Below are 18,784 nucleotides of genomic sequence, written 5' to 3' on the forward strand. Positions count from 1 at the left end.
GTTGGGTTACTCGCCCTCGACCACGAAGTTGGCGCCCAACTGGCGCAACTTGGTGATGAAGTCACCGTAGCCACGGCTGATGATGCCCACGTTGCTTACGCGAGACGTGCCTTCGGCCGACAGCGCGGCAATGAGGTGGCTGAAGCCCCCGCGCAGATCCGGCACGACGATGTCGGCGGCATGCAACGTTGTTGGCCCCGAGATGATGGCCGAATGAACAAAGTTACGTTGACCGAAACGGCACGGATGCGATCCCAGGCAGTCACTCTGCAACTGAATGTTGGCCCCCATGTCGATCAATGCCTCGACAAAACCGAAGCGCTGCTCGTACACCGTCTCGTGAACGATCGAAACACCGTGCGCCTGGGTGAGCGCGACCACGAGGGGCTGTTGCCAGTCCGTCATGAAGCCGGGGTGAACATCCGTCTCGATAACAACCGGACTCAACTCGCCACCAGGATGATAGAACCGAATGCCATCGTCATGAATATCAAAGGCGCCCCCCACCTTGCGGAAAACGTTGAGGAACGTCAACATTTCAGGTTGACGGGCTCCCCCGACGAAGATATCGCCGTTCGTGGCCAAAGCCGCAGCAGCCCAGCTGGCGGCTTCATTGCGGTCGAAGAGGGCGCGGTGGGTGTACCCCGTGAGGCTGTCCACACCCTCAATGCGAATAACCCGGTCGGTATCCACCGAAATGATGGCACCCATTTTTTGCAGGATGTTAATAAGATCCATGATCTCGGGCTCAATGGCGGCGCCGGTCAGCTCGGTCTTGCCCGTCGCGCGTACAGCGGTGAGCAGAACCTGCTCCGTGGCGCCGACGCTGGGATAGGGAAGCTCAATCTTGGTGCCAACCAGTCCTTCGGGAGCGGTCATGCGAATCCCCGACGGGAGCTTCTCGATGACGGCACCGAACTTGGCTAAGACCTCGAGGTGAAAATCGATGGGGCGATCGCCGATGCGGCATCCGCCCAAATCAGGGATGAATGCTTCGCCGAGACGATGCAGCAGAGGGCCACAAAACAGAATCGGGATGCGGCTGGAACCTGCGTGCGCATCAATGTCGACCATGTGAGCCGACTCGACGTCTTTCGGGTCGAGAATCAGTTCACCGGGTTCGGCGCCCAGGGCGACCTTGACACCGTGAACCTCAAGAAGGCCGCGCACAACGCGAACATCGCTGATGTCGGGGACATCCCGCAAAATGCTCGGGGTTTCGCCTAGCAGTGCGGCAACCATGGCCTTAGTGACCAAATTCTTGGCCCCTTTAACCTCGATTCGCCCCTTGAGCGGCTGACCGCCGTTGATCGTGATGGTGTCGCCGGTAAGCCCAACGCGGGCTCCGGCGGCGCGGGCGTCCTGGGCGAGCGGGTTCATGCGTGCCTCACGGGTAATGTCTTGGGCAGCCAGGATGCGCGGCTTGCCTCAAAGTCGGTAATAGCCTGCTCGTTGCGCAGGGTGAGGGCAATGTCATCAAGACCCTCAAGGAGGCGCCAGCGCACGTAGTCATCAATGTCAAAAGGCACGACGAGGTCGCCCAGAACGGCGTGACGCTCAATCAGATCAACCGTGAGTTCGATGCCCGGCTGCGACTCCATGGCGCTCCACAACAACTCGCAGTCGGCCTCAGAGATCTGACCGGTTACCAGGCCCTGTTTTCCCGAGTTGCCCCGAAATATGTCCCCAAATTTGGGCGACAATACAGCGTCGAAACCGTAGTCCCGCAGCGCCCACACGGCGTGTTCCCGCGAGGAGCCCGTACCAAAGTTCGGGCCGGCAACCAAGACGCGAGCGCCTGCATAGGCGTCATCGTTCAAGACAAAAGTGGGATCCTGGCGCCAATTGGCGAACAACGCATCCTCGAAACCGGTCTTGGTAACGCGCTTCAAAAACACCGCGGGAATGATCTGGTCGGTATCAACAGCACTGCGGCGCAGAGGCACGCCAACGCCCGTGACCGTCGTAAATTTTTCCATGGTTCTAGCCTTCCAAATCTGCCGGGCTCGACAGCGTGCCCCGAATGGCGGTGGCGGCGGCGACGAGCGGCGAAACCAAGTGGGTGCGACCACCTTTGCCTTGGCGCCCTTCGAAATTGCGGTTGCTGGTGGAGGCACAACGCTCGCCCGGGGCCAACTGGTCGGGGTTCATTCCTAAGCACATCGAGCATCCGGCGAAGCGCCATTCGGCACCGAACTCCTCGATGATGGTGTGAAGCCCCTCGGCCTCAGCCTCGATACGCACGCGCGCAGAACCGGGCACCACCATGACGCGAACGCCCTCGGCTTTTGTGTGTCCCTTGATAACGGATGCGAACGCGCGCAAGTCTTCGATGCGGCTGTTGGTGCACGATCCCATGAAGACCGCGTCCACGGGAATCTCTTTCATCGGGGTTCCGGCAACGAGGTCCATGTATTGCAAGGCACGCTCAGCGGCGGCCCGATCGTTCGCATCAGCAATTTCCGCGGGGTTGGGAACAGAATCGCTCAGCGAGACACCCTGGCCCGGGTTCGTACCCCAGGTAACGAAGGGATCCAGCGTATTCGCGTCGAGGAATACCTCGGCGTCAAAGACAGCACCCTCGTCGGTGGGCAGCGTGTTCCAGTAGGCAACAGCGTCATCCCAATCGACACCTTCGGGCGCGTGATCGCGACCCTTCAGGTACGCGTAGGTCGTCTCATCCGGGGCAATCATGCCCGCACGCGCACCAGCCTCGATCGACATGTTGCAGACCGTCATGCGCCCCTCCATGGAAAGAGCGCGAATGGCCGAACCGCGGAACTCGAGCACGTAACCTTGGCCGCCACTGGCACCAATCTGGGCGATGACGGCCAAGATAATGTCTTTGGCCGTGACGCCGGAACGCAGCGTTCCGTCAACGGTGATAGCCATGGTCTTGAACGCCTTCAGCGGCAAGGTCTGCGTGGCGAGAACGTGCTCGACCTCACTGGTGCCAATGCCGAACGCCATGGCGCCAAACGCACCGTGCGTCGAGGTGTGCGAGTCGCCGCAGACAACCGTGATCCCCGGCATGGTTAGTCCCAGCTGCGGGCCCACGACGTGCACGATGCCCTGCTCGAGATCACCGAGGGAGTGCAGGCGCATACCGAACTCGGCCGCGTTGGTGCGCAACGTTTCAATCTGAATGCGACTGGTGGGGTCAGCAATGGGCCGATCAATGTTTTGCGTCGGCGTGTTGTGGTCTTCTGTTGCAATCGTCAGGTCAAGGCGACGCACGGGGCGCCCGGCAACGCGCAGACCGTCAAAGGCTTGTGGACTGGTGACCTCGTGCACAAGGTGCAGGTCAATGTAGAGCAGATCGGGTGAACCGTCTTCACCTTTGACGACCAGATGGTCGTCCCAAACTTTCTCGGCCAGCGTGCGCGGTGCGGGCACCGGTTGCGTGGATGATCCCATGCGTAAACCTCAATATCGACGAAAGCGTATCCGTCATTCTACTTCGTGGAGGTGTCGTCCGTTTCGGAGATGAACTCATCTTCGGCGGGGGTTGCAACGACAGGAGTGACCTTTGCCTTGATCAGGCTCGCAATGGTCGCCACCGCCATCGAGGCAACGATGACAATCAATGAGGCCACGGTGCTGATGTCGGGAGCCCACTCGATGTGCTGACCGCCGTTGATGAAGGGCAGCTCGTTTTCATGCATGGCATGAGCCACAAGCTTCACGCCGATGAACGCCAGAATAAACGCGATTCCATACTTGAGATACTCGAGGCGTTGCAGAAGGCCGCCGAGTAAGAAGTACAGCTGTCGCAAGCCCATCAAAGCAAAAATATTGGCCGCGAACACTATGAACGGGCTCTGCGTGATGCCAAAGATGGCAGGAATGGAGTCGAAGGCAAAGATGACATCCGTGACCGCGATAGCCACGAAGACAACGAGCATGGGGGTGAACATGCGCTTGCCGTTATGCGTCGTGCGGATCTTTGCCCCATCGAACTCGGGTGACATGGTGACGCGACCGCGGAGCCAGGCAATGAGTTTGCCTTCGGTCTCTTCTTCGTCTTCGTGCGACCGGAAGGCCTGATGCCAGGCGGTGTAGAGAAGGAATGCGCCGAAGATGTAGAAGACCCAGCTGAAGTTCTCGATGAGAGCGGCACCCAGCAAAATGAAGATTCCGCGCAAAATGAGTGCCATGATAATGCCCACCATGAGCACCTCCTGCTGGTACTTACGAGGAACCGAGAACCGCGCCATGATGATGACGAAAACGAACAGGTTGTCGATGCTCAGGCTGTATTCGGTGAGCCAGCCGGCATAGAATTCTGCGGCGTGTTGGGCGTCGCCAATGGCGAACATCAACCCACCGAAGACGAGCGCGAGGGCCGCGTAGAAGCCCACCCAGAGCCCAGATTCCAGCATTGAAGGAATGTGAGGACGCTTGAAAATGATGAGGATATCCACCACCAGAATGAGCGTGAGGACGATGAGGGAGGTGACCTCGAACCAGAGGGGGAGCGCGTTATCCATATCGTTTTAGCCTAAAGCAAAAACCCCCGGCAAAAGCTGAGGGTTTTTGATATTTGTGGTGACCCCAACGGGATTCGAACCCGTGTTACCGCCGTGAGAGGGCGAGGTACTAGGCCGCTATACGATGGGGCCGTCTGCGACTTATCTACTATGCCACAGGCTCAGATAGGTGACCTAATCGAGCGCGCCTCGATGCGTGAAAAAAGAAATTCTGCCGCAGCAAAATTCGGCGTCAGTACAAAATAAGGGCAGCCCCAGGAACAACCTCAACTTCGACCGGCAGAGGGCCTACGCGCTCCCCGTCGGCATAGGTCACAATACCGAGAGCCTCCAGGCGGATTCGTTTTCCACGCGTGAAACGAACTTCGGGCTCGCTCACATGCGTTCCCGCGAAGACACGAGGGAACAGCCTCAAAAATCGAAGCCAACTGACGGGTTGCAGCACGAAGACATCGAGCAGACCATCGGTGAGGCTCGCATCCGGAGCTACCAACATGCCGCCGCCCATGGACGTGTTATTGGCAACCGAAATGAGATTGGCGCTCACGGTAGAGGCAACGCCGTCCACGACGAGAGAATATTTAACCGGTTGCAAACCGACAAGCTCCAGCAGGAGGGCCAGCGTGTAGCGACTCTTGCCTCGCGGCCAGGTCATCTGGTTCGCGCGCTCGTTCACGGTGGCATCGAACCCCGCCGAAAGAATCGACGCAAAGAATGTCGTCTTCTCCCCGCACGTTATGCGGCCGAGATCGATGGCACGAGCTGGCGCCATCAAGGAGGCCAGTAGATGACGGAGGCTTGCCTCAAGATCCCCCACCGGAATCCCCAGTCCGCGGGCCACGTCGTTACCCGTGCCGCTGGGCACAATCGCCAACGGGATGCTCGTCTGGGCGATCAGGTTCACCCCGAGGCTCACCATGCCGTCACCGCCCACCACAACGAGGGCGTTGGCGGGATTCGGTGCCCGCTCCCCCGCCGTTGGCAACCCCGCGATGGCGCGTTTCGTCACGTGAACGAGGTCGTCATAGTCTTTCTCTCGCAGGGCCGTCACGTCGTAGCCCGCTTCGCGCAGGACGGTTACAACACGGTCACCGAACGCCTGATTCTTGCCAAAGGCAGCGTGGGGGTTGATGGCCACGACAATGTGGCGCCGATATAAGGTCACGTGTCGATTATGGCGTGGATCCTGCGTATACCTCCGGAAGGGCTGTCGATATGCTTAAGCGCTGGCAAGCCAGAGGTCGGGTCCGAACACCTCGTAGTGGATGCGGTCGGCAGGTACCCCGGATTCCAGCGCCTGAGACCTGAGGCTGCGCATGAACGGCAATGGACCACAGAGATAAACCGACGCGTTGTCAGGGATTGTCACGGCGGCAAGCGACATGAAGCCGTCATGTGCCTCGTCGCCGTCGCTTGGCGCTTCGAGCCACAGTTCGAGTTCGGCTGCCTCGAGCTGGGCGATATCCTCGCGCATCTGGTCCCGCAGCGCCCAACGTTCGAGGGTGCTCTCGGCATGCAGTACGAGCACCTCGCGTGTGGAACCCTGGTCAACAAGAGACCGCAGAATCGAGGCACTCGGTGTGCACCCGATGCCAGCCGAAGCCAGCACGAGGGGGTGGTCGCCCGCGCTGAGAATGACATCCCCACACGGGTTGGAGAGAATGAGCTGGTCGCCGATCTGCACGTCGCGGTGCAGGGCAGGAGAAACCTCGCCGTCCACATCGAGCCTTGTCGTAAACACGCGTGTGCCAGTTCCGGCGCCAGCGGACAAGGAGTACTGCCGCACCTGATGAACACCGTCCGGCATCTCTACTGTGACGCTCACATATTGGCCCGGCAGAGAAGGCGTAACGGGGGTGTCATCTGCCGGCTCTAGAGTGAAGGTCACCGCGTCTGTTCCTGCGGCGTCTTTGCCCACCACGATCCAAGGTGCTAATGGGCGATCGCTTGCCGCGGCAGAATATAGTCCACTCTCAAGCTTAATCAACGCGTGTGCCATGAGCCAATAGACCTCAGTCCAGGCCCCGGCAATCTCCGTCGTAATCACGTCGCTGAGCTCGTCCGCGATCGCCTCGAAGAGGTACTTGTAAACGACGTCATACTGCTCGGGGCGGATGGCGAGGGAGACGTGCTTGTGCGCAATGCGGGAGAGCATGGCCTCCGGGATCGTCTCCACGTTGGCCGCTAGGTGCGTCGCGAAGGCGACGATGCTGCCGGCAAGCGCCTGCTGCTGGGAGCCGTTCTTCTGGTTTGAGCGGCTGAATAGCCCGTCGAAGAGTTCGGGGTGGGCTGCGAACATTCGGCGGTAGAAGTTCCGTGCAATCGCGGGCATACGCTCCACCATGAGAGGAAGTGTGGCTTCAATGAGCGGGAGGGATTGGGTCGAGAGCATGCTGACTCCTTAGTGGTGTCGTGTGATCTCTTTATACTAGCATTTCATATGCAAGTTAAATCTTTGCGCCTAGTCAAAGATCCGTGTCGCTAGCTGGGTATGCAGCTGGTCAGCAATCACGACGTTGTCAAGTTCGGTATAAAACGCTTCTCGTGCCCGACGCAAAGCACCCCGCACCCCGCATCCCTCAAGCAGCGGGCACGGGCCGGTAGGAGTTTCGCAGGCGGCAAGATCGAGGCGAGTGTCCAGTTGACGCAGGAGCCAGCCGACCGTGGCCCGGCGCCCCTCGGCACTGATCCACACCCCTCCGAGGCGGCCGCGCGCAACCTCAATGAGCCCGAGCTCGCGCAGTCGAATGATGGCCTTACTCACGTGGTTATAGGGCGTCGCGATGGCATCGGATATCGCTCGGGACGTCATCAGTGCACCTGTGGGGGATGCCGCCAACAGCATAACCACACGCAAGCAGACATCCGAAAATGCGTTAATCCTCATGTGTCCACAGTAGAGGCGAATGGATTTACGATGCGTCATCAGGAGCTGACATCTGTCCAGGGTCGATTTTCTCCCTGTGGGTGCACCCGAAGGGTAACTCTCAATCGGAGTCCGTTGGTTTGGGCTGCGAGAGCCCGGCAAAGGGCGTCACGCGTTCGATGAAGGATGCCCGATCGGCGGCCGGCAGGACTGTCGCACCATAGGAGATAGTGATGGAACGAGTGTTCCACCCGTAATCCACGCTGCCGCCCATGTCGCTGAGTGCTTTCCTCGACGCGTCGCGCTCCACATCGATCAGGCCCGCAGAAACCCACTGCGATTGCCCGTAGGCCGTTCCCGACCATTGCCAGAATTCGTCATGGTTATCAGTACCGTAGAGCTGAATATCCTCCGCGGTGAGCTCGGTGTCGAGGCCATCAACCTTCAGTGCGCCCATTCCATATGCACGAGTGACATCACCAATGACCTCCATGATGCGATGCCAGTCTGCCGCGCTCGTAGGGATAGTGAGACTCTCCCGGGGCACCGAGTTGAAAGTGACATAAAGGGATTTTCCACCGTAACCGTTGCCGCCACCGGGATAGAAATCGCCCTCGATGCGCTGGCCGTCCCCGCGGGGGCCATTTTCCCAAACCAGACCAAACTCGGCCGTCAGTCTGGACTCGATTTCACCTAGAATGGCCGCAGATTGAGTCCGGGTTGCCTCCACGGAGGGTGCCAAGAGCACTTCGGCGGCGGAGACTCCGGCCTGTCCCGGGTAGTCAACCCAGTCGACCGTGACCTGCTCGCCACTGGCGGCAACATACTTTGTCTTCGGGGAGGAATCGCATGACGTGAGGGCGAGCGAGGCCGCGACGGCGATGACAATCGCGGTGCTCGAATGAAATCTGTTGCTAAACATCATCGATACAGTCTACCGAGACAGCAAAAACCCCCGGTAAACCGGGGGTTTTTATTTTGCTGGGGTACCTGGACTCGAACCAAGAACAAATGAACCAGAATCATCCGTGTTGCCAATTACACCATACCCCACAGGTCAAAAACGCAGCCCTGACCGACTCCCAAGCTTAACGCACGAGAGACGGCCTAAACAAACCGAGCCAATGATGCACTGCTTACGGCCGCTGAGCGAAGCGAACGAGACGAGCAATCGTCTCGGCCTTGCCCAAAATCTCCATCGACTCAAAGAGCGGTGGGGAGATGCGGCGCCCGGAGAGAGCGACGCGCAAAGGCCCAAAGGCGATGCGGGGCTTGAGCTCGAGAACCTCGACAAGGGCGTAGTTCAAAGCCTCTTGAATGACGTCGTGCGTAAACTCCGCCACAGGCACGAGCTCGAGGGCCGCAACACCAGCCGCGACAATCTCGCCCGCGTTCTCGGGGAGCGTCTTGAGGGCATCATCCGCATAGGTAATTGCATCGATAGGCGTAAACAAGAACTCGAGCAGGGCAGGGGCCTCGCCGAGAACCTGCATGCGGGTCTGCACGAGGGGGGCGGCCTGCACCAAAATGGCAAGCTGGGCATCCGTTATCGGAGACGACACCAAACCGGCTGTGGCCAGCTGCGGCGTGAGGCGCGAGACCAAATCCTCGGGGGTGAGCATGCGAATGTGGTCACCGTTGAGTGCCTCAGCTTTTTTGAGGTCAAAGCGCGCGGGGTTGGGGTTCACGTCGACCACGTCGAAAGCTTCGATCATCTCGGCCACCGTGAAGATATCCCGGTCGTGGGTGAGCGACCAGCCGAGCAGCGAGAGGTAGTTGATGAGTCCCTCGGGGATGAAACCGCGCTCGCGATGCAGGAACAGGTTCGACTCGGGGTCACGCTTCGAGAGCTTCTTGTTTCCCTCCCCCATGACGTAGGGCAGGTGCCCGAAGCGCGGGATGTGGGTGGCAATTCCCACGTCAATCATCGCGTGATAGAGCGCAATCTGGCGGGGCGTCGACGACAACAGGTCTTCGCCACGCAAGACGTGGGTGACCTGCATGATCGCGTCATCGATGGGGTTCACCAGCGTGTACAGCGGTTGACCGTTGGGGCGCACAACCACGAAGTCCGGAAAGGAACCGGCAGGAAAAGTGATTTCGCCCCGAACGAGGTCATCAAACGTGATGTCCTCATCGAGCACGCGCAGGCGCAAGGCAGGCTCGCGGCCCTCGGCGCGGTACGCGACCTTCTGTTCCTCGCTCAAGTCACGATCGAAGTTGTCGTACCCGACCTTGGGGTCGCGCCCGGCGGCAACATTGCGGGCTTCGATCTCGTCACCTGTCGAGAAGCTCTCGTAGAGGTGGCCGCTCTCCTTCAACCTTGTAACAATGCCGGCGTAGATGTCGAGGCGCTGTGACTGACGGTAGGGCTCGTGGGGGCCGCCCACGTTGATGCCCTCGTCCCAGTCCAGGCCGAGCCAGTCCATGGCGTCCACAAGCTGCAAAAAGCTCTCTTCAGAGTCCCTCGCCTGATCAGTGTCTTCGATGCGGAAGATGAACTTCCCGCCTGTGTGACGCGCATACGCCCAGTTGAACAAGGCGGTGCGCACGAGTCCTACGTGGGGGGTTCCGGTAGGCGAAGGGCAGAAGCGAACGCGAACGTCGGTTCCGGTTGCCGTGGAATAGGGGTAGATCGTCGTCATGCGTCCAGTCTCGTTAGCCATCCGTGACGGTCGGGGGTGCGGCCGTACTGAATGTCGGTGAGCTCGCGACGCAGGCTCATGGTGAGCTCTCCGGCCGGAGCGTCGGGGTTGCCAATGCTGATCTCAGAACCGAGCAGTTGGCTGATAGGGGTGATGACGGCGGCCGTGCCGCAGGCAAAGACCTCGGTGATGTCGCCAGACTCAATACCGTCGCGCCAGTCGTCCATCGTGATGGTCGTTTCGTCAACCGTGAGGCCGCGGTCTTTCGCCAACGTAATGATGGATTGACGCGTGATGCCTTCAAGAATTGTTCCCGTGAGTGCAGGCGTAGAGAGATGTCCGTCTTTGTGCACGAAGAAGATATTCATGCCACCAAGCTCGTCAACGTGCGAACCTGTCTCAGCATCAAGAAAGAGCACCTGGGCGCAGCCGTTTTCGTATGCTTCAACCTGGGGAAGGAGCGAGGAAGCATAGTTTCCGCCACATTTGGCGGCACCTGTTCCGCCGCGTCCGGCACGGGAATACTCCGTGGAGAGCCAGATTTTCACGGGAGCAACACCCGCGGCGAAGTACGCTCCGGCGGGGCTCGCGATGACGTAGTACCCCACCTTGTGGGCCGCGCGTACCCCTAAGAAACTCTCATTGGCGATCATGAACGGGCGAATATACAAGCTCGTCTCGGGGGCCGAGGGCACCCACTGGCCATCCACAGCGACGAGGCGACGAAGCGACTCGATGAAGTCCTCAACCGAAAGCTCAGGCAACGCCAAACGCTGGGCGGAACGCTGCAAGCGGCGCGCATTAGCTTCGGGACGAAAGGTGTGAAGGGAGCCGTCGGCGTGACGGTAGACCTTGAGACCCTCAAAGATTTCTTGTGCGTAGTGCAACACGGATGCCGCGGGATCGAGCATCAACGGACCATACGGAATGACCTGCGCATCGTGCCAGCCGGCGGCCGTGGTCCAGTCGATGGAGACCATGTGGTCAGTGAAATGCTTGCCAAAACCGGGGTCGGCAAGAATCTCCTCGCGCTCGGCTTCGGCCCGCGCCGCAGGCGACGGGGTCAGCGAGAAGCGCAGGGGGTAAGACGTGGTTTCCGTGACGGTCATGAGCAATCCTTACAAAAGAAAAACGGTAGGTCTATTCTGTCGCGAAGTGGGCGGTTCGCAGTATCCCTGGCGGGCACTATCACGGCTATTGGCCGAACGAGGAGAGGCGGGCGACAATCGCATCACCAATCTGGCTCGTGCTACGAACCGAAGCCCCCCGCGCGGCGAGGTCTTCCGTCACAGCCGCGTTGACAACCGCTGCTGCCTCCGTGTAGCCAAAGTGTTCCAGCAATAGCGCGACCGACAAAATGGCCGCCGTAGGGTCAGCTTTTTGTTGTCCGGCAATGTCAGGCGCCGATCCGTGGACCGGCTCAAACATTGAAGGAAACGTGTTTGTCGGGTTGATGTTGCCGCTGGCAGCGAGGCCAATACCACCACTGATCGCGGCAGCCAGGTCGGTGAGGATGTCACCAAAGAGGTTGTCTGTCACGATCACATCGAAACGAGAAGGATTCGTCACGAAGAAGATCGTCGCGGCATCCACGTGCAAGTAATTGACCGTGACCTGGGGATACTCAGCAGCCACGGCGTCAACGATGCGACTCCAAAGGGATCCCGCGTTGACCAGAACGTTGGTCTTGTGCACGAGGGTGAGGAGCTTGCGGTCGCGCTTGGCTGCCAACTCGAAGGCATAACGCACTACACGCTCGACGCCATAAGCCGTGTTAATCGAAAGCTCGTTGGCAATTTCAGCAGATGTTCCCTGACGAAGTACACCGCCGTTACCAACGTAAGGACCCTCAGTACCTTCACGCACCACAATGAAGTCGACATCACCAGGATGGGCCAGAGGGCTGACGACACCAGGGAAAACCCTCGTCGGGCGCAGGTTCACGAACTGATCGAGGCTGAAGCGCAGTTTCAGCAGAAGCCCACGTTCAATAATGCCGGCAGGGATTCGAGAATCACCCGGGGCTCCCCCGACAGCACCCAACAGAATGGCGTCGTTGGTGGAGATTGACGCCAAGTCTTCGTCACTCAGAACATCACCGGTTTCGAGGTAGCGTGCAGCCCCTAAATGGTATGTGGTCTTCGCGACGGTGAGATTCGCTCCCACCGCGACCGCATCAAGAACCTTTATGGCCTCGGTGACAACCTCAGGGCCAATCCCGTCTCCGGGAATAACAGCAAGTGTGATCGTGCGTGACATGGCGCTCCTGCGTTGGAAGGTTATGGCAATGCTTCTAGGTTACCGGCGAACCAGCAGTGCGCTTGCGCGTTGATTTTAAGGGCGTTCCCGGCGAAGCGTGAACAGAGCCAAGCCCACAGCCAACACCATCAGGATGAAGCCAATGCCACTGGTCAGCACCACCCCGCTGTCGAACGCATGACGTGCCGACTCGAGCAGCTCCGTTCCAAGAGGCTCTCCCAGGCTGCGTGCGACGGATACTGCGCCGCCAAGGGTTTGGGAAGCGGCATCCGCCTGTTCGGCGCTGATGCCGTCCGGGATCCGAATGTGCGACGAGTAGCTCGCCGTGAGAATCGAGCCCAGCACCGCGGTACCGAGCACCGCACCGAGTTCGTACGAGGTTTCCGACACCCCGGATGCGGCCCCGGCCTTGGCAGGAGGCACGGCCGCAATGATGAGGTCGTTCGAGATGGTCTCCGCCGCTCCAATGCCAAGTCCGAGAACGGCGAACGCTATCGCCAGGGTGAGAGCAGAAGCATTTTGCCCGGTGATCATGACGATGAAATATCCCGTGCCGCCGAAGGCCAAGCCCGTGGCGACGACAAAGCCGGGTCGAATGTAACGTACGACGCGCACCACGCCAAGTCCGGAGATGACCATCACGATCAGGCCGGGAACCAGAGCGAACGCGGCGTCAATCGGACTCAGATCAAGCACGAGTTGCAAGTGCTGAGAGGCAAAAAACAGGAAGCCGACGAGCGAGAACACGCTGACGAGGTTGATCAGGACCGCACCACTAAAGACGCTGTTCTCGAACAACCGCATGTCGAGCATCGGGTTATCCCGACTCAGCTGACGGCGCACGAAGACCACACCAGCAACAACTCCGGTGGCCACGAGCACGAGCTCGACTGGCTGGAATCCCTCAGTAGCGAACTGCTTTATCGCAAAGACGAGCGGAACCAGGGTCACCATCGAGAGCACGATGCTCACCGGGTCGACCTTTCCGGGGTTCGGGTCCTTGGACTCGGGAATCAGAAACGGCGCGAAGATGAGCAATGGAAGCAGGACAGGCACAGCGATAAGAAACACGGAGCCCCACCCGAATTGCTCGAGCAGAATACCGCCGACGATCGGGCCGAGGGCGGCGCCCGCCGAGAAGCCCGAAGCCCAGATCGCGATGGCAAGCCGGCGCTGCTCCCGATTGGGGAAGATTGAGCGCAGCAGCGACAGGGTAGACGGCATCAACATGGCACCGAAGAAGCCGAGTCCGACGCGGGCCAAGATCAACATCTCGGCATTGGGCACGAAGGCCGCGCCGATGGAGACGAGGCCGAACCCGGTCGCGCCGATCAGAAGCATCCGTTTGCGCCCCCAGCGGTCGCCAAAGCTCCCCATAGCGACCAGGAGGCCCGCAAGTACGAGCGGGTAGGCGTCGACGATCCACAGCTGGGCGGCGGCGTTGGGCGTGAGGGACTCGGAGATGACGGGCAGTGCAAAGCTCAGCACGGTGTTGTCCACCGCGACGAGGAGCACGGGAAGCATCAGCATAACGAGCGCAAGCCACTGCTTGACACGGGCGCGCCCGTCGACCGTCGGGGATGTTCCGGCGGATTGGTTGTCGTTGTTCACGGTTTTACGGATTGCCATTGTTATCGATGTTTGTTCAGCGTTGGAGCGCGGAAGCTACCGCACATTTCTCACTATACCGTCCGGCTGGTACAGTAATACTATAGCCTTCCGGACTACGAGACGTGAGGGACGGATTAATACGTATGACTGACAACGAAAAGACACCAGCCACCAGCACACGTGAACGCATTCTTGACGCGTTCGAGGCGCTCCTTGGCGAGAGCGGCGAACGTGCGGCGACGCTCGAGGCTGTGGCAGGTTCAGCCGGAATCTCCAAGGGCGGTTTGCTTTACCACTTCGGCTCAAAGGAGGTGCTCATCGACGGCCTCCTGGCCCGCCTCGAGATGATGGTGGCACTGGATGTCGCAGAGATCCACTCGTCGGAGGCGGGGCCTGTAGCCCACCTCATTCGCACTTCACCCACTACCGGCAACACCTTGGACCGTGCGCTCGTCGCCGTCTCCCGCTTGGCGCAGGCCTCGAACTCCCGGGCACGACAGGCACTGCGCGCCGCGAACGAGGCGTGGTATGAAGCGGTGCTGGAGACCGTCGGCGACCCGGTGCTGACACGCACGATAATGCTGATCAGCGACGGCCTCTACTATGGTGCGGCCTTCTTCCCGACTGACGACCCCCATCCGGCTGCCACCTTTGACACCGCCGCCACCGCGCACCAACCGGACCTTGAGGGGATCATCGCCCTTTTGGAGACCCTCACGGCGATTCCCTCCCGAACCGGCGTTAAAGCTCCGTAATGTCCACTTCGAGCATCACGTCGGCGTCAATGGCCACACGCAACTTCTCCAGCAGTGCTGGAGGAACGGGAGAGTCAACGGTTAAGACACTCAACGCCTTTCCGCCCTCTGCCTGGCGTGAAATCTGCATTCCCGCAATGTTGATCTTCGCGTCGCCGAACTCTTTGCCATAGATGGCGACAATGCCCGGGCGGTCGATGTACTGCATGACAATGAGGTGGTCGTCGATGGGCACATCCACTTCGTAGCCGTTGATCTCGACGATCTTTTGGATCTGCTTTGTTCCGACCAGCGTGCCCGAAACCGAAACCTGCGAGCCGTCGCTCAATGCACCGCGGAGAGTGAGAACCGTGCGGTACTCGGGCGACTCTTCCTCTGAAATCATGCGCACTTCGATGCCGCGCTGTTCGGCGAGCAGGGGCGCATTAACGTAGGACACCGTCTCGCTCACGATGTTGGTGAAGATGCCCTTGAGAGCAGCGAGGCGAAGAACCTTTACGTCGTACTGTGTGATCTCGCCGCGAACTTCAACGTCCACGGAGGTGAGGGGGCTCGCGTGGGCAAGCCCGGAGAACACCTGACCGAGCTTCTCGAACAAGGGAATAGCGGGGCGCACGTAAGGATCAATGACACCACCGGCAACGTTCACCGCATCGGGAACGAGCTCACCCCCCAGAGCCAGGCGAACCGACTTGGCAACCGAGACCCCCGCCTTCTCCTGCGCCTCATCGGTCGAGGCGCCGAGGTGCGGTGTGACCACAATGTTGGCCAGGCCCAAGAGCGGCGAACCCGTGGGAGGCTCGTTGACGAACACGTCGAGACCGGCGCCGGCGATGACGTTGTTGACGAGTGCGTGGTGCAGAGCATCTTCGTCAATGAGGCCACCGCGAGCAACGTTGACGATGTATGCCGTGGATTTCATCTTGGCAAGTTGCTCGGTGCTGATCATGCCCGTGGTTTCGGGCGTCTTGGGCATGTGAATGGTGATGAAGTCGCTTTGCTCGAGTAACTCGTCGAGGCTCAAGAGCTGAACGCCCAGCTGCTGTGCGCGTGCCGACGTTACGTAGGGATCGAAAGCGACAATCTTGGTGTCGAAAGCCTGCATGCGGGCGGCAATGAGCGCGCCAATGCGCCCCAAACCGATGATGCCGATGGTCTTCTCGAAGATCTCGGTCCCGGTGAAGGAAGACCGCTTCCATTGTCCCTGGGCCAACGCCGCATGTGCCTGAGGAATGTAACGAGACAAGCTCAAAATATGGCCGATAGTCAACTCCGCCGCCGAAATGATGTTGGAGGTGGGCGCGTTCACGACCATGACACCGGCAGCCGTAGCCGCCTTGATGTCTACGTTGTCGAGGCCCACACCCGCGCGGGCGATGACCTTCAGGTGAGGAGCTGCCGCAATGGCTTCTTCGTCTACCTTCGTCGCACTGCGAACGAGAATGGCGTGAGCGGTGTGGAGAGCTTCGAGCAGTGCGGGCCGGTCTGTGCCATCGACGATACGAACGTCAAAATCAGGGCCCAGGGCATCTACGGTGGCGGGTGAAAGCTCTTCAGCTATGAGGACGACAGGCTTGGTCACGTGAAATGAATCCTTCGTGGGCATTCTTGGGCTAAAAGGCAGGCGCCGAAGGCAAACTTGGCGCACGGGGGAAGACCCCAGTCTACCGGAGGGCTTTGGCCCATTTACCCCAGAATGAGGGTGTACGGGACCGCCAAAGTGATGTCTAAAGCGATCACGGCCGAAATCATGACAGCCACGATAAAGACGGGCAGGGACCGCCAAGCTGGCATCTTTCTCGTAACGAACAACACGAGGAAGAACAGAATCACGGGAACGAAAATGCCGAAGAGAAGGAACGCCCACCCCCATCCGGTCAGGTCTAGCCCTAAGGCCAAGCGTTGATAATTGATGCCAATGAAATTGCCGAGGGCTTCCCATACATCATCGGCAAAGAGCAAGGCAAAGACGGTGACGATAACCCAGCCGCCCACCGAGCGCTTCACGATGCCCACGAGAAGTACGGCCAAGGGATAACGAGAATCGCTCCCACAGTCAGCAATATGAAGCGCCACAGGAACGAGCGGCGGCGGCCATACACAAGCGTGGCCGCGAACCAGGCTGCCGGGGCAAGGGCCGCCATCCAGAGTCCCGCAATGAACGTGATCGACCCGAGGGGGTCGGCAATCTGCACGGGGTTGCGCAACGCCGTCACGATCCACGCGGCGCTGAACAGCAGGTAAATGCCGCCCAGCACTCCCAGCACGATTCCCTCGCGCGAAGAGAGCCCGCCCGGGCCATCTTCGTCAATCTTCGCCGCGACATTTTCACTCGGCGACCACGATTGCTCGACGGCTTGCCTCTCAGCTACCGTCTCAGCAGCGGCAGGGGACGTAGGGGTGGTGTCAGGGGACGCCGAAGGGGATGCGCGGCGCTTTCGAACGGGAGATTTCGACGTTGACCCTGTGGTCAGGCGCTCATCATTATCGCCTGCCCAGGCAAGGGCTTCTTCGTCGTTATCGATCATTCGAACGCGCTTGGCGCATCCCCTTCGTCGTTATCTAAATTGCGGAGGTGCTAGCGAGCAGCCGAACCATCGGTGTAGTCGGCGTCCTGCTGCTTCCAAGCGAAGAGAGCGCGAAGCTTCTTGCCGGTTTCCTCAATGGGGTGTGCGGCACCCTTCTCGCGCAGTGCGATGAACTCGGGGCCACCAGCATCCTGGTCATCAATGAAACGCTTGGCAAAGGCACCCGACTGGATGTCAGCCAAAACAGCCTTCATGTTCTCTTTGACACTGGGGTCGATGACGCGGGGGCCAGAAACGTAGTCTCCGTACTCAGCGGTATCAGAGACGGACCAACGCTGCTTGGCGATGCCACCCTCCCACATGAGGTCAACGATGAGCTTGAGCTCGTGAAGAACCTCGAAATAGGCGATCTCGGGCTGGTAGCCAGCCTCGATAAGGGTCTCGAAGCCGTACTGAACGAGCTGCGAGGTGCCACCACAAAGAACGGCCTGCTCGCCGAACAAGTCGGTCTCGGTCTCCTCGGTGAACGTGGTCTTGATGCCGCCGGCGCGAAGGCCACCGATTGCCTTGGAGTACGACCACGCGAGATCCCACGCGTGACCGGAAGCATCCTGCTCGACAGCAACGATGACGGGAACGCCACGGCCTGCCTCGAACTCGCGACGAACGGTGTGACCCGGGCCCTTGGGCGCAACGAGAATAACGTCTACGCCCGAGGGAGCCGTGATGTAGCCGAAGCGAATGTTGAAGCCGTGTCCGAAGACAAGCGTCTTGCCGGCCGCCAGGTTGGGGGCAACATCGTCGGCGTATAGGTGGCGTTGGAACTGGTCGGGAGCCAAGATGACGATGACGTCACCCCAGGCTGCGGCCTCCGCGGTGGAGAGAACCTTAAAGCCGGCCTCTTCTGCCTTGGCGATGGACGTGGAGCCAGCCTTCAGGCCGACAACGACCTCGACACCCGAGTCGCGAAGGTTCAGCGCGTGGGCGTGGCCCTGCGAGCCGTAGCCGATAACGGCAACTTTCTTGCCCTGGATGAGGGAAAGGTCGGCGTCTTTGTCGTAGTGAATTTCAGTCACTGTGTATTTCTCCTTGTGATGGGTGGTGCCGGAAGGGTCTTAGTTCTTGAAAACTCGTTCGGTGATGGACTTGCTGCCACGACCGATGGCCAGAAGGCCCGACTGGGCAATCTCTTTGATGCCGTAGGGCTCGAGCACGCGCAGCAACGCGTTGACCTTGCCGGAGTCGCCGGTGACCTCGATCACTACGGCATCCGTGGCCACATCGACCACGCGAGCGCGGAACAACGTGACCGCTTCGAGTACCTGCGAGCGCGAGGCGTTATCCACGCGCACCTTGATCAGAAGGTGCTCACGCTGAACGGACTGCGTCTGATCGAGTTCGACAATTTTGATCACGTTGATCAGCTTGTTGAGCTGCTTGGTGATCTGCTCGAGCGGAAGAATGTCGACATCGACCACGATGGTGATGCGCGAGAGGCCGTCAATTTCGCTGTGGCCTACGGCGAGGGACTCAATGTTGAATCCGCGGCGCGCAAAAAGCCCGGCAACACGGGTCAAAAGGCCTGGTTTGTCCTCAACGAGGAGGCTCAGAACGTGTGTGCTCATGATGG

Annotated in this window: 18 protein-coding genes and 2 tRNA genes; 1 reads left to right on the forward strand and 19 read right to left on the reverse strand. The window is 59.9% G+C overall.

Annotated features, from left to right (window positions below; translation table 11 throughout):
• Positions 1-6: 6 nt before the first annotated feature.
• The 14 genes from murA to FB555_RS05350 form a co-directional block, all read right to left on the reverse strand.
• On the reverse strand, positions 7-1,380 hold the full coding sequence (murA, locus tag FB555_RS05285) for a UDP-N-acetylglucosamine 1-carboxyvinyltransferase (RefSeq protein ID WP_182484420.1): 1,374 nt from the start codon (positions 1,378-1,380) through the stop codon (positions 7-9).
• Entirely contained in the window at positions 1,377-1,979 is a 603-nt protein-coding gene (gene leuD, locus FB555_RS05290) for a 3-isopropylmalate dehydratase small subunit (protein ID WP_182484421.1), read from the reverse strand. Before leuD ends, murA begins: the two co-directional genes overlap by 4 nt.
• A gap of 4 nt (positions 1,980-1,983) precedes the next feature.
• A complete protein-coding gene (gene leuC / locus FB555_RS05295; protein ID WP_182484422.1) occupies positions 1,984-3,417 on the reverse strand; it encodes a 3-isopropylmalate dehydratase large subunit in 1,434 nt (477 codons plus the stop codon).
• A gap of 38 nt (positions 3,418-3,455) precedes the next feature.
• Complete coding sequence (locus FB555_RS05300; RefSeq protein ID WP_182484423.1) at positions 3,456-4,490, reverse strand: TerC family protein; 1,035 nt, start codon at positions 4,488-4,490, stop codon at positions 3,456-3,458.
• Between the two features lie 56 nt (positions 4,491-4,546).
• Positions 4,547-4,622: transfer RNA gene (locus FB555_RS05305), tRNA-Glu, on the reverse strand.
• Between the two features lie 100 nt (positions 4,623-4,722).
• On the reverse strand, positions 4,723-5,655 hold the full coding sequence (locus tag FB555_RS11080; RefSeq protein WP_182484424.1) for a diacylglycerol kinase family protein: 933 nt from the start codon (positions 5,653-5,655) through the stop codon (positions 4,723-4,725).
• Between the two features lie 54 nt (positions 5,656-5,709).
• Positions 5,710-6,882, reverse strand: coding sequence for a globin domain-containing protein (locus FB555_RS05315; RefSeq protein WP_182484425.1), 1,173 nt, complete (start codon positions 6,880-6,882; stop codon positions 5,710-5,712).
• Positions 6,883-6,951: 69 nt separating this feature from the next.
• A complete protein-coding gene (locus FB555_RS05320) occupies positions 6,952-7,377 on the reverse strand; it encodes an RrF2 family transcriptional regulator (protein ID WP_182484426.1) in 426 nt (141 codons plus the stop codon).
• Positions 7,378-7,477: 100 nt separating this feature from the next.
• Entirely contained in the window at positions 7,478-8,281 is an 804-nt protein-coding gene (locus tag FB555_RS05325; RefSeq protein ID WP_182484427.1) for a hypothetical protein, read from the reverse strand.
• A gap of 56 nt (positions 8,282-8,337) precedes the next feature.
• Positions 8,338-8,409 (reverse strand) — tRNA-Gln (locus FB555_RS05330).
• An 83-nt stretch (positions 8,410-8,492) separates the two neighbouring features.
• Positions 8,493-10,001, reverse strand: coding sequence for a glutamate--tRNA ligase (gene gltX / locus FB555_RS05335; RefSeq protein WP_182484428.1), 1,509 nt, complete (start codon positions 9,999-10,001; stop codon positions 8,493-8,495).
• Positions 9,998-11,110, reverse strand: a complete 1,113-nt coding sequence (locus tag FB555_RS05340) for a branched-chain amino acid aminotransferase (RefSeq protein ID WP_182484429.1) — start codon at positions 11,108-11,110, stop codon at positions 9,998-10,000. Before FB555_RS05340 ends, gltX begins: the two co-directional genes overlap by 4 nt.
• Positions 11,111-11,195: 85 nt before the next feature.
• Positions 11,196-12,260, reverse strand: coding sequence for a 3-isopropylmalate dehydrogenase (locus tag FB555_RS05345; protein ID WP_182484430.1), 1,065 nt, complete (start codon positions 12,258-12,260; stop codon positions 11,196-11,198).
• Between the two features lie 75 nt (positions 12,261-12,335).
• Positions 12,336-13,889: an MFS transporter gene (locus FB555_RS05350; protein WP_182484431.1), complete on the reverse strand. Its 1,554-nt coding sequence runs from the start codon at positions 13,887-13,889 to the stop codon at positions 12,336-12,338.
• Positions 13,890-14,014: 125 nt separating this feature from the next.
• On the opposite strand from FB555_RS05350, the gene FB555_RS05355 reads away from it, so the two are divergent.
• Complete coding sequence (locus tag FB555_RS05355) at positions 14,015-14,626, forward strand: TetR/AcrR family transcriptional regulator (protein WP_182484432.1); 612 nt, start codon at positions 14,015-14,017, stop codon at positions 14,624-14,626.
• On the opposite strand, the gene serA is transcribed toward FB555_RS05355, so the two are convergent.
• From serA to ilvN, 5 genes are all read right to left on the reverse strand, one after another.
• Positions 14,613-16,208: a phosphoglycerate dehydrogenase gene (serA, locus tag FB555_RS05360; protein ID WP_182484433.1), complete on the reverse strand. Its 1,596-nt coding sequence runs from the start codon at positions 16,206-16,208 to the stop codon at positions 14,613-14,615. The two genes, FB555_RS05355 and serA, sit on opposite strands and share 14 nt — an antisense overlap.
• A gap of 104 nt (positions 16,209-16,312) precedes the next feature.
• Complete coding sequence (locus FB555_RS05365) at positions 16,313-16,642, reverse strand: hypothetical protein (RefSeq protein ID WP_182484434.1); 330 nt, start codon at positions 16,640-16,642, stop codon at positions 16,313-16,315.
• On the reverse strand, positions 16,630-17,154 hold the full coding sequence (locus FB555_RS05370; RefSeq protein ID WP_182484435.1) for a hypothetical protein: 525 nt from the start codon (positions 17,152-17,154) through the stop codon (positions 16,630-16,632). The genes FB555_RS05365 and FB555_RS05370 overlap by 13 nt, the downstream gene beginning before the upstream one ends.
• Positions 17,155-17,204: 50 nt before the next feature.
• Positions 17,205-18,230, reverse strand: coding sequence for a ketol-acid reductoisomerase (gene ilvC / locus FB555_RS05375; protein ID WP_182484436.1), 1,026 nt, complete (start codon positions 18,228-18,230; stop codon positions 17,205-17,207).
• A 39-nt stretch (positions 18,231-18,269) separates the two neighbouring features.
• Positions 18,270-18,779, reverse strand: a complete 510-nt coding sequence (ilvN, locus tag FB555_RS05380; RefSeq protein WP_182484437.1) for an acetolactate synthase small subunit — start codon at positions 18,777-18,779, stop codon at positions 18,270-18,272.
• Positions 18,780-18,784: the final 5 nt, after the last annotated feature.

Origin of the sequence: Alpinimonas psychrophila, from assembly GCF_014137865.1 — a bacterium.
Lineage (GTDB): Bacteria > Actinomycetota > Actinomycetes > Actinomycetales > Microbacteriaceae > Alpinimonas > Alpinimonas psychrophila.

What these genes read in the sequence shown, in the direction of transcription:
- ilvN (WP_182484437.1), bottom strand. Translation starts at nt 18,779, where the DNA reads ATGAGCACACACGTTCTGAGCCTCCTCGTTGAGGACAAACCAGGCCTT.
- FB555_RS05355 (WP_182484432.1), top strand. Translation starts at nt 14,015, where the DNA reads ATGACTGACAACGAAAAGACACCAGCCACCAGCACACGTGAACGCATT.
- gltX (WP_182484428.1), bottom strand. Translation starts at nt 10,001, where the DNA reads ATGACGACGATCTACCCCTATTCCACGGCAACCGGAACCGACGTTCGC.
- FB555_RS05340 (WP_182484429.1), bottom strand. Translation starts at nt 11,110, where the DNA reads ATGACCGTCACGGAAACCACGTCTTACCCCCTGCGCTTCTCGCTGACC.
- murA (WP_182484420.1), bottom strand. Translation starts at nt 1,380, where the DNA reads ATGAACCCGCTCGCCCAGGACGCCCGCGCCGCCGGAGCCCGCGTTGGG.
- leuD (WP_182484421.1), bottom strand. Translation starts at nt 1,979, where the DNA reads ATGGAAAAATTTACGACGGTCACGGGCGTTGGCGTGCCTCTGCGCCGC.
- FB555_RS05315 (WP_182484425.1), bottom strand. Translation starts at nt 6,882, where the DNA reads ATGCTCTCGACCCAATCCCTCCCGCTCATTGAAGCCACACTTCCTCTC.
- FB555_RS05370 (WP_182484435.1), bottom strand. Translation starts at nt 17,154, where the DNA reads ATGATCGATAACGACGAAGAAGCCCTTGCCTGGGCAGGCGATAATGAT.
- FB555_RS05320 (WP_182484426.1), bottom strand. Translation starts at nt 7,377, where the DNA reads ATGAGGATTAACGCATTTTCGGATGTCTGCTTGCGTGTGGTTATGCTG.
- leuC (WP_182484422.1), bottom strand. Translation starts at nt 3,417, where the DNA reads ATGGGATCATCCACGCAACCGGTGCCCGCACCGCGCACGCTGGCCGAG.
- FB555_RS05350 (WP_182484431.1), bottom strand. Translation starts at nt 13,889, where the DNA reads ATGGCAATCCGTAAAACCGTGAACAACGACAACCAATCCGCCGGAACA.
- FB555_RS05345 (WP_182484430.1), bottom strand. Translation starts at nt 12,260, where the DNA reads ATGTCACGCACGATCACACTTGCTGTTATTCCCGGAGACGGGATTGGC.
- FB555_RS05300 (WP_182484423.1), bottom strand. Translation starts at nt 4,490, where the DNA reads ATGGATAACGCGCTCCCCCTCTGGTTCGAGGTCACCTCCCTCATCGTC.
- FB555_RS05325 (WP_182484427.1), bottom strand. Translation starts at nt 8,281, where the DNA reads ATGATGTTTAGCAACAGATTTCATTCGAGCACCGCGATTGTCATCGCC.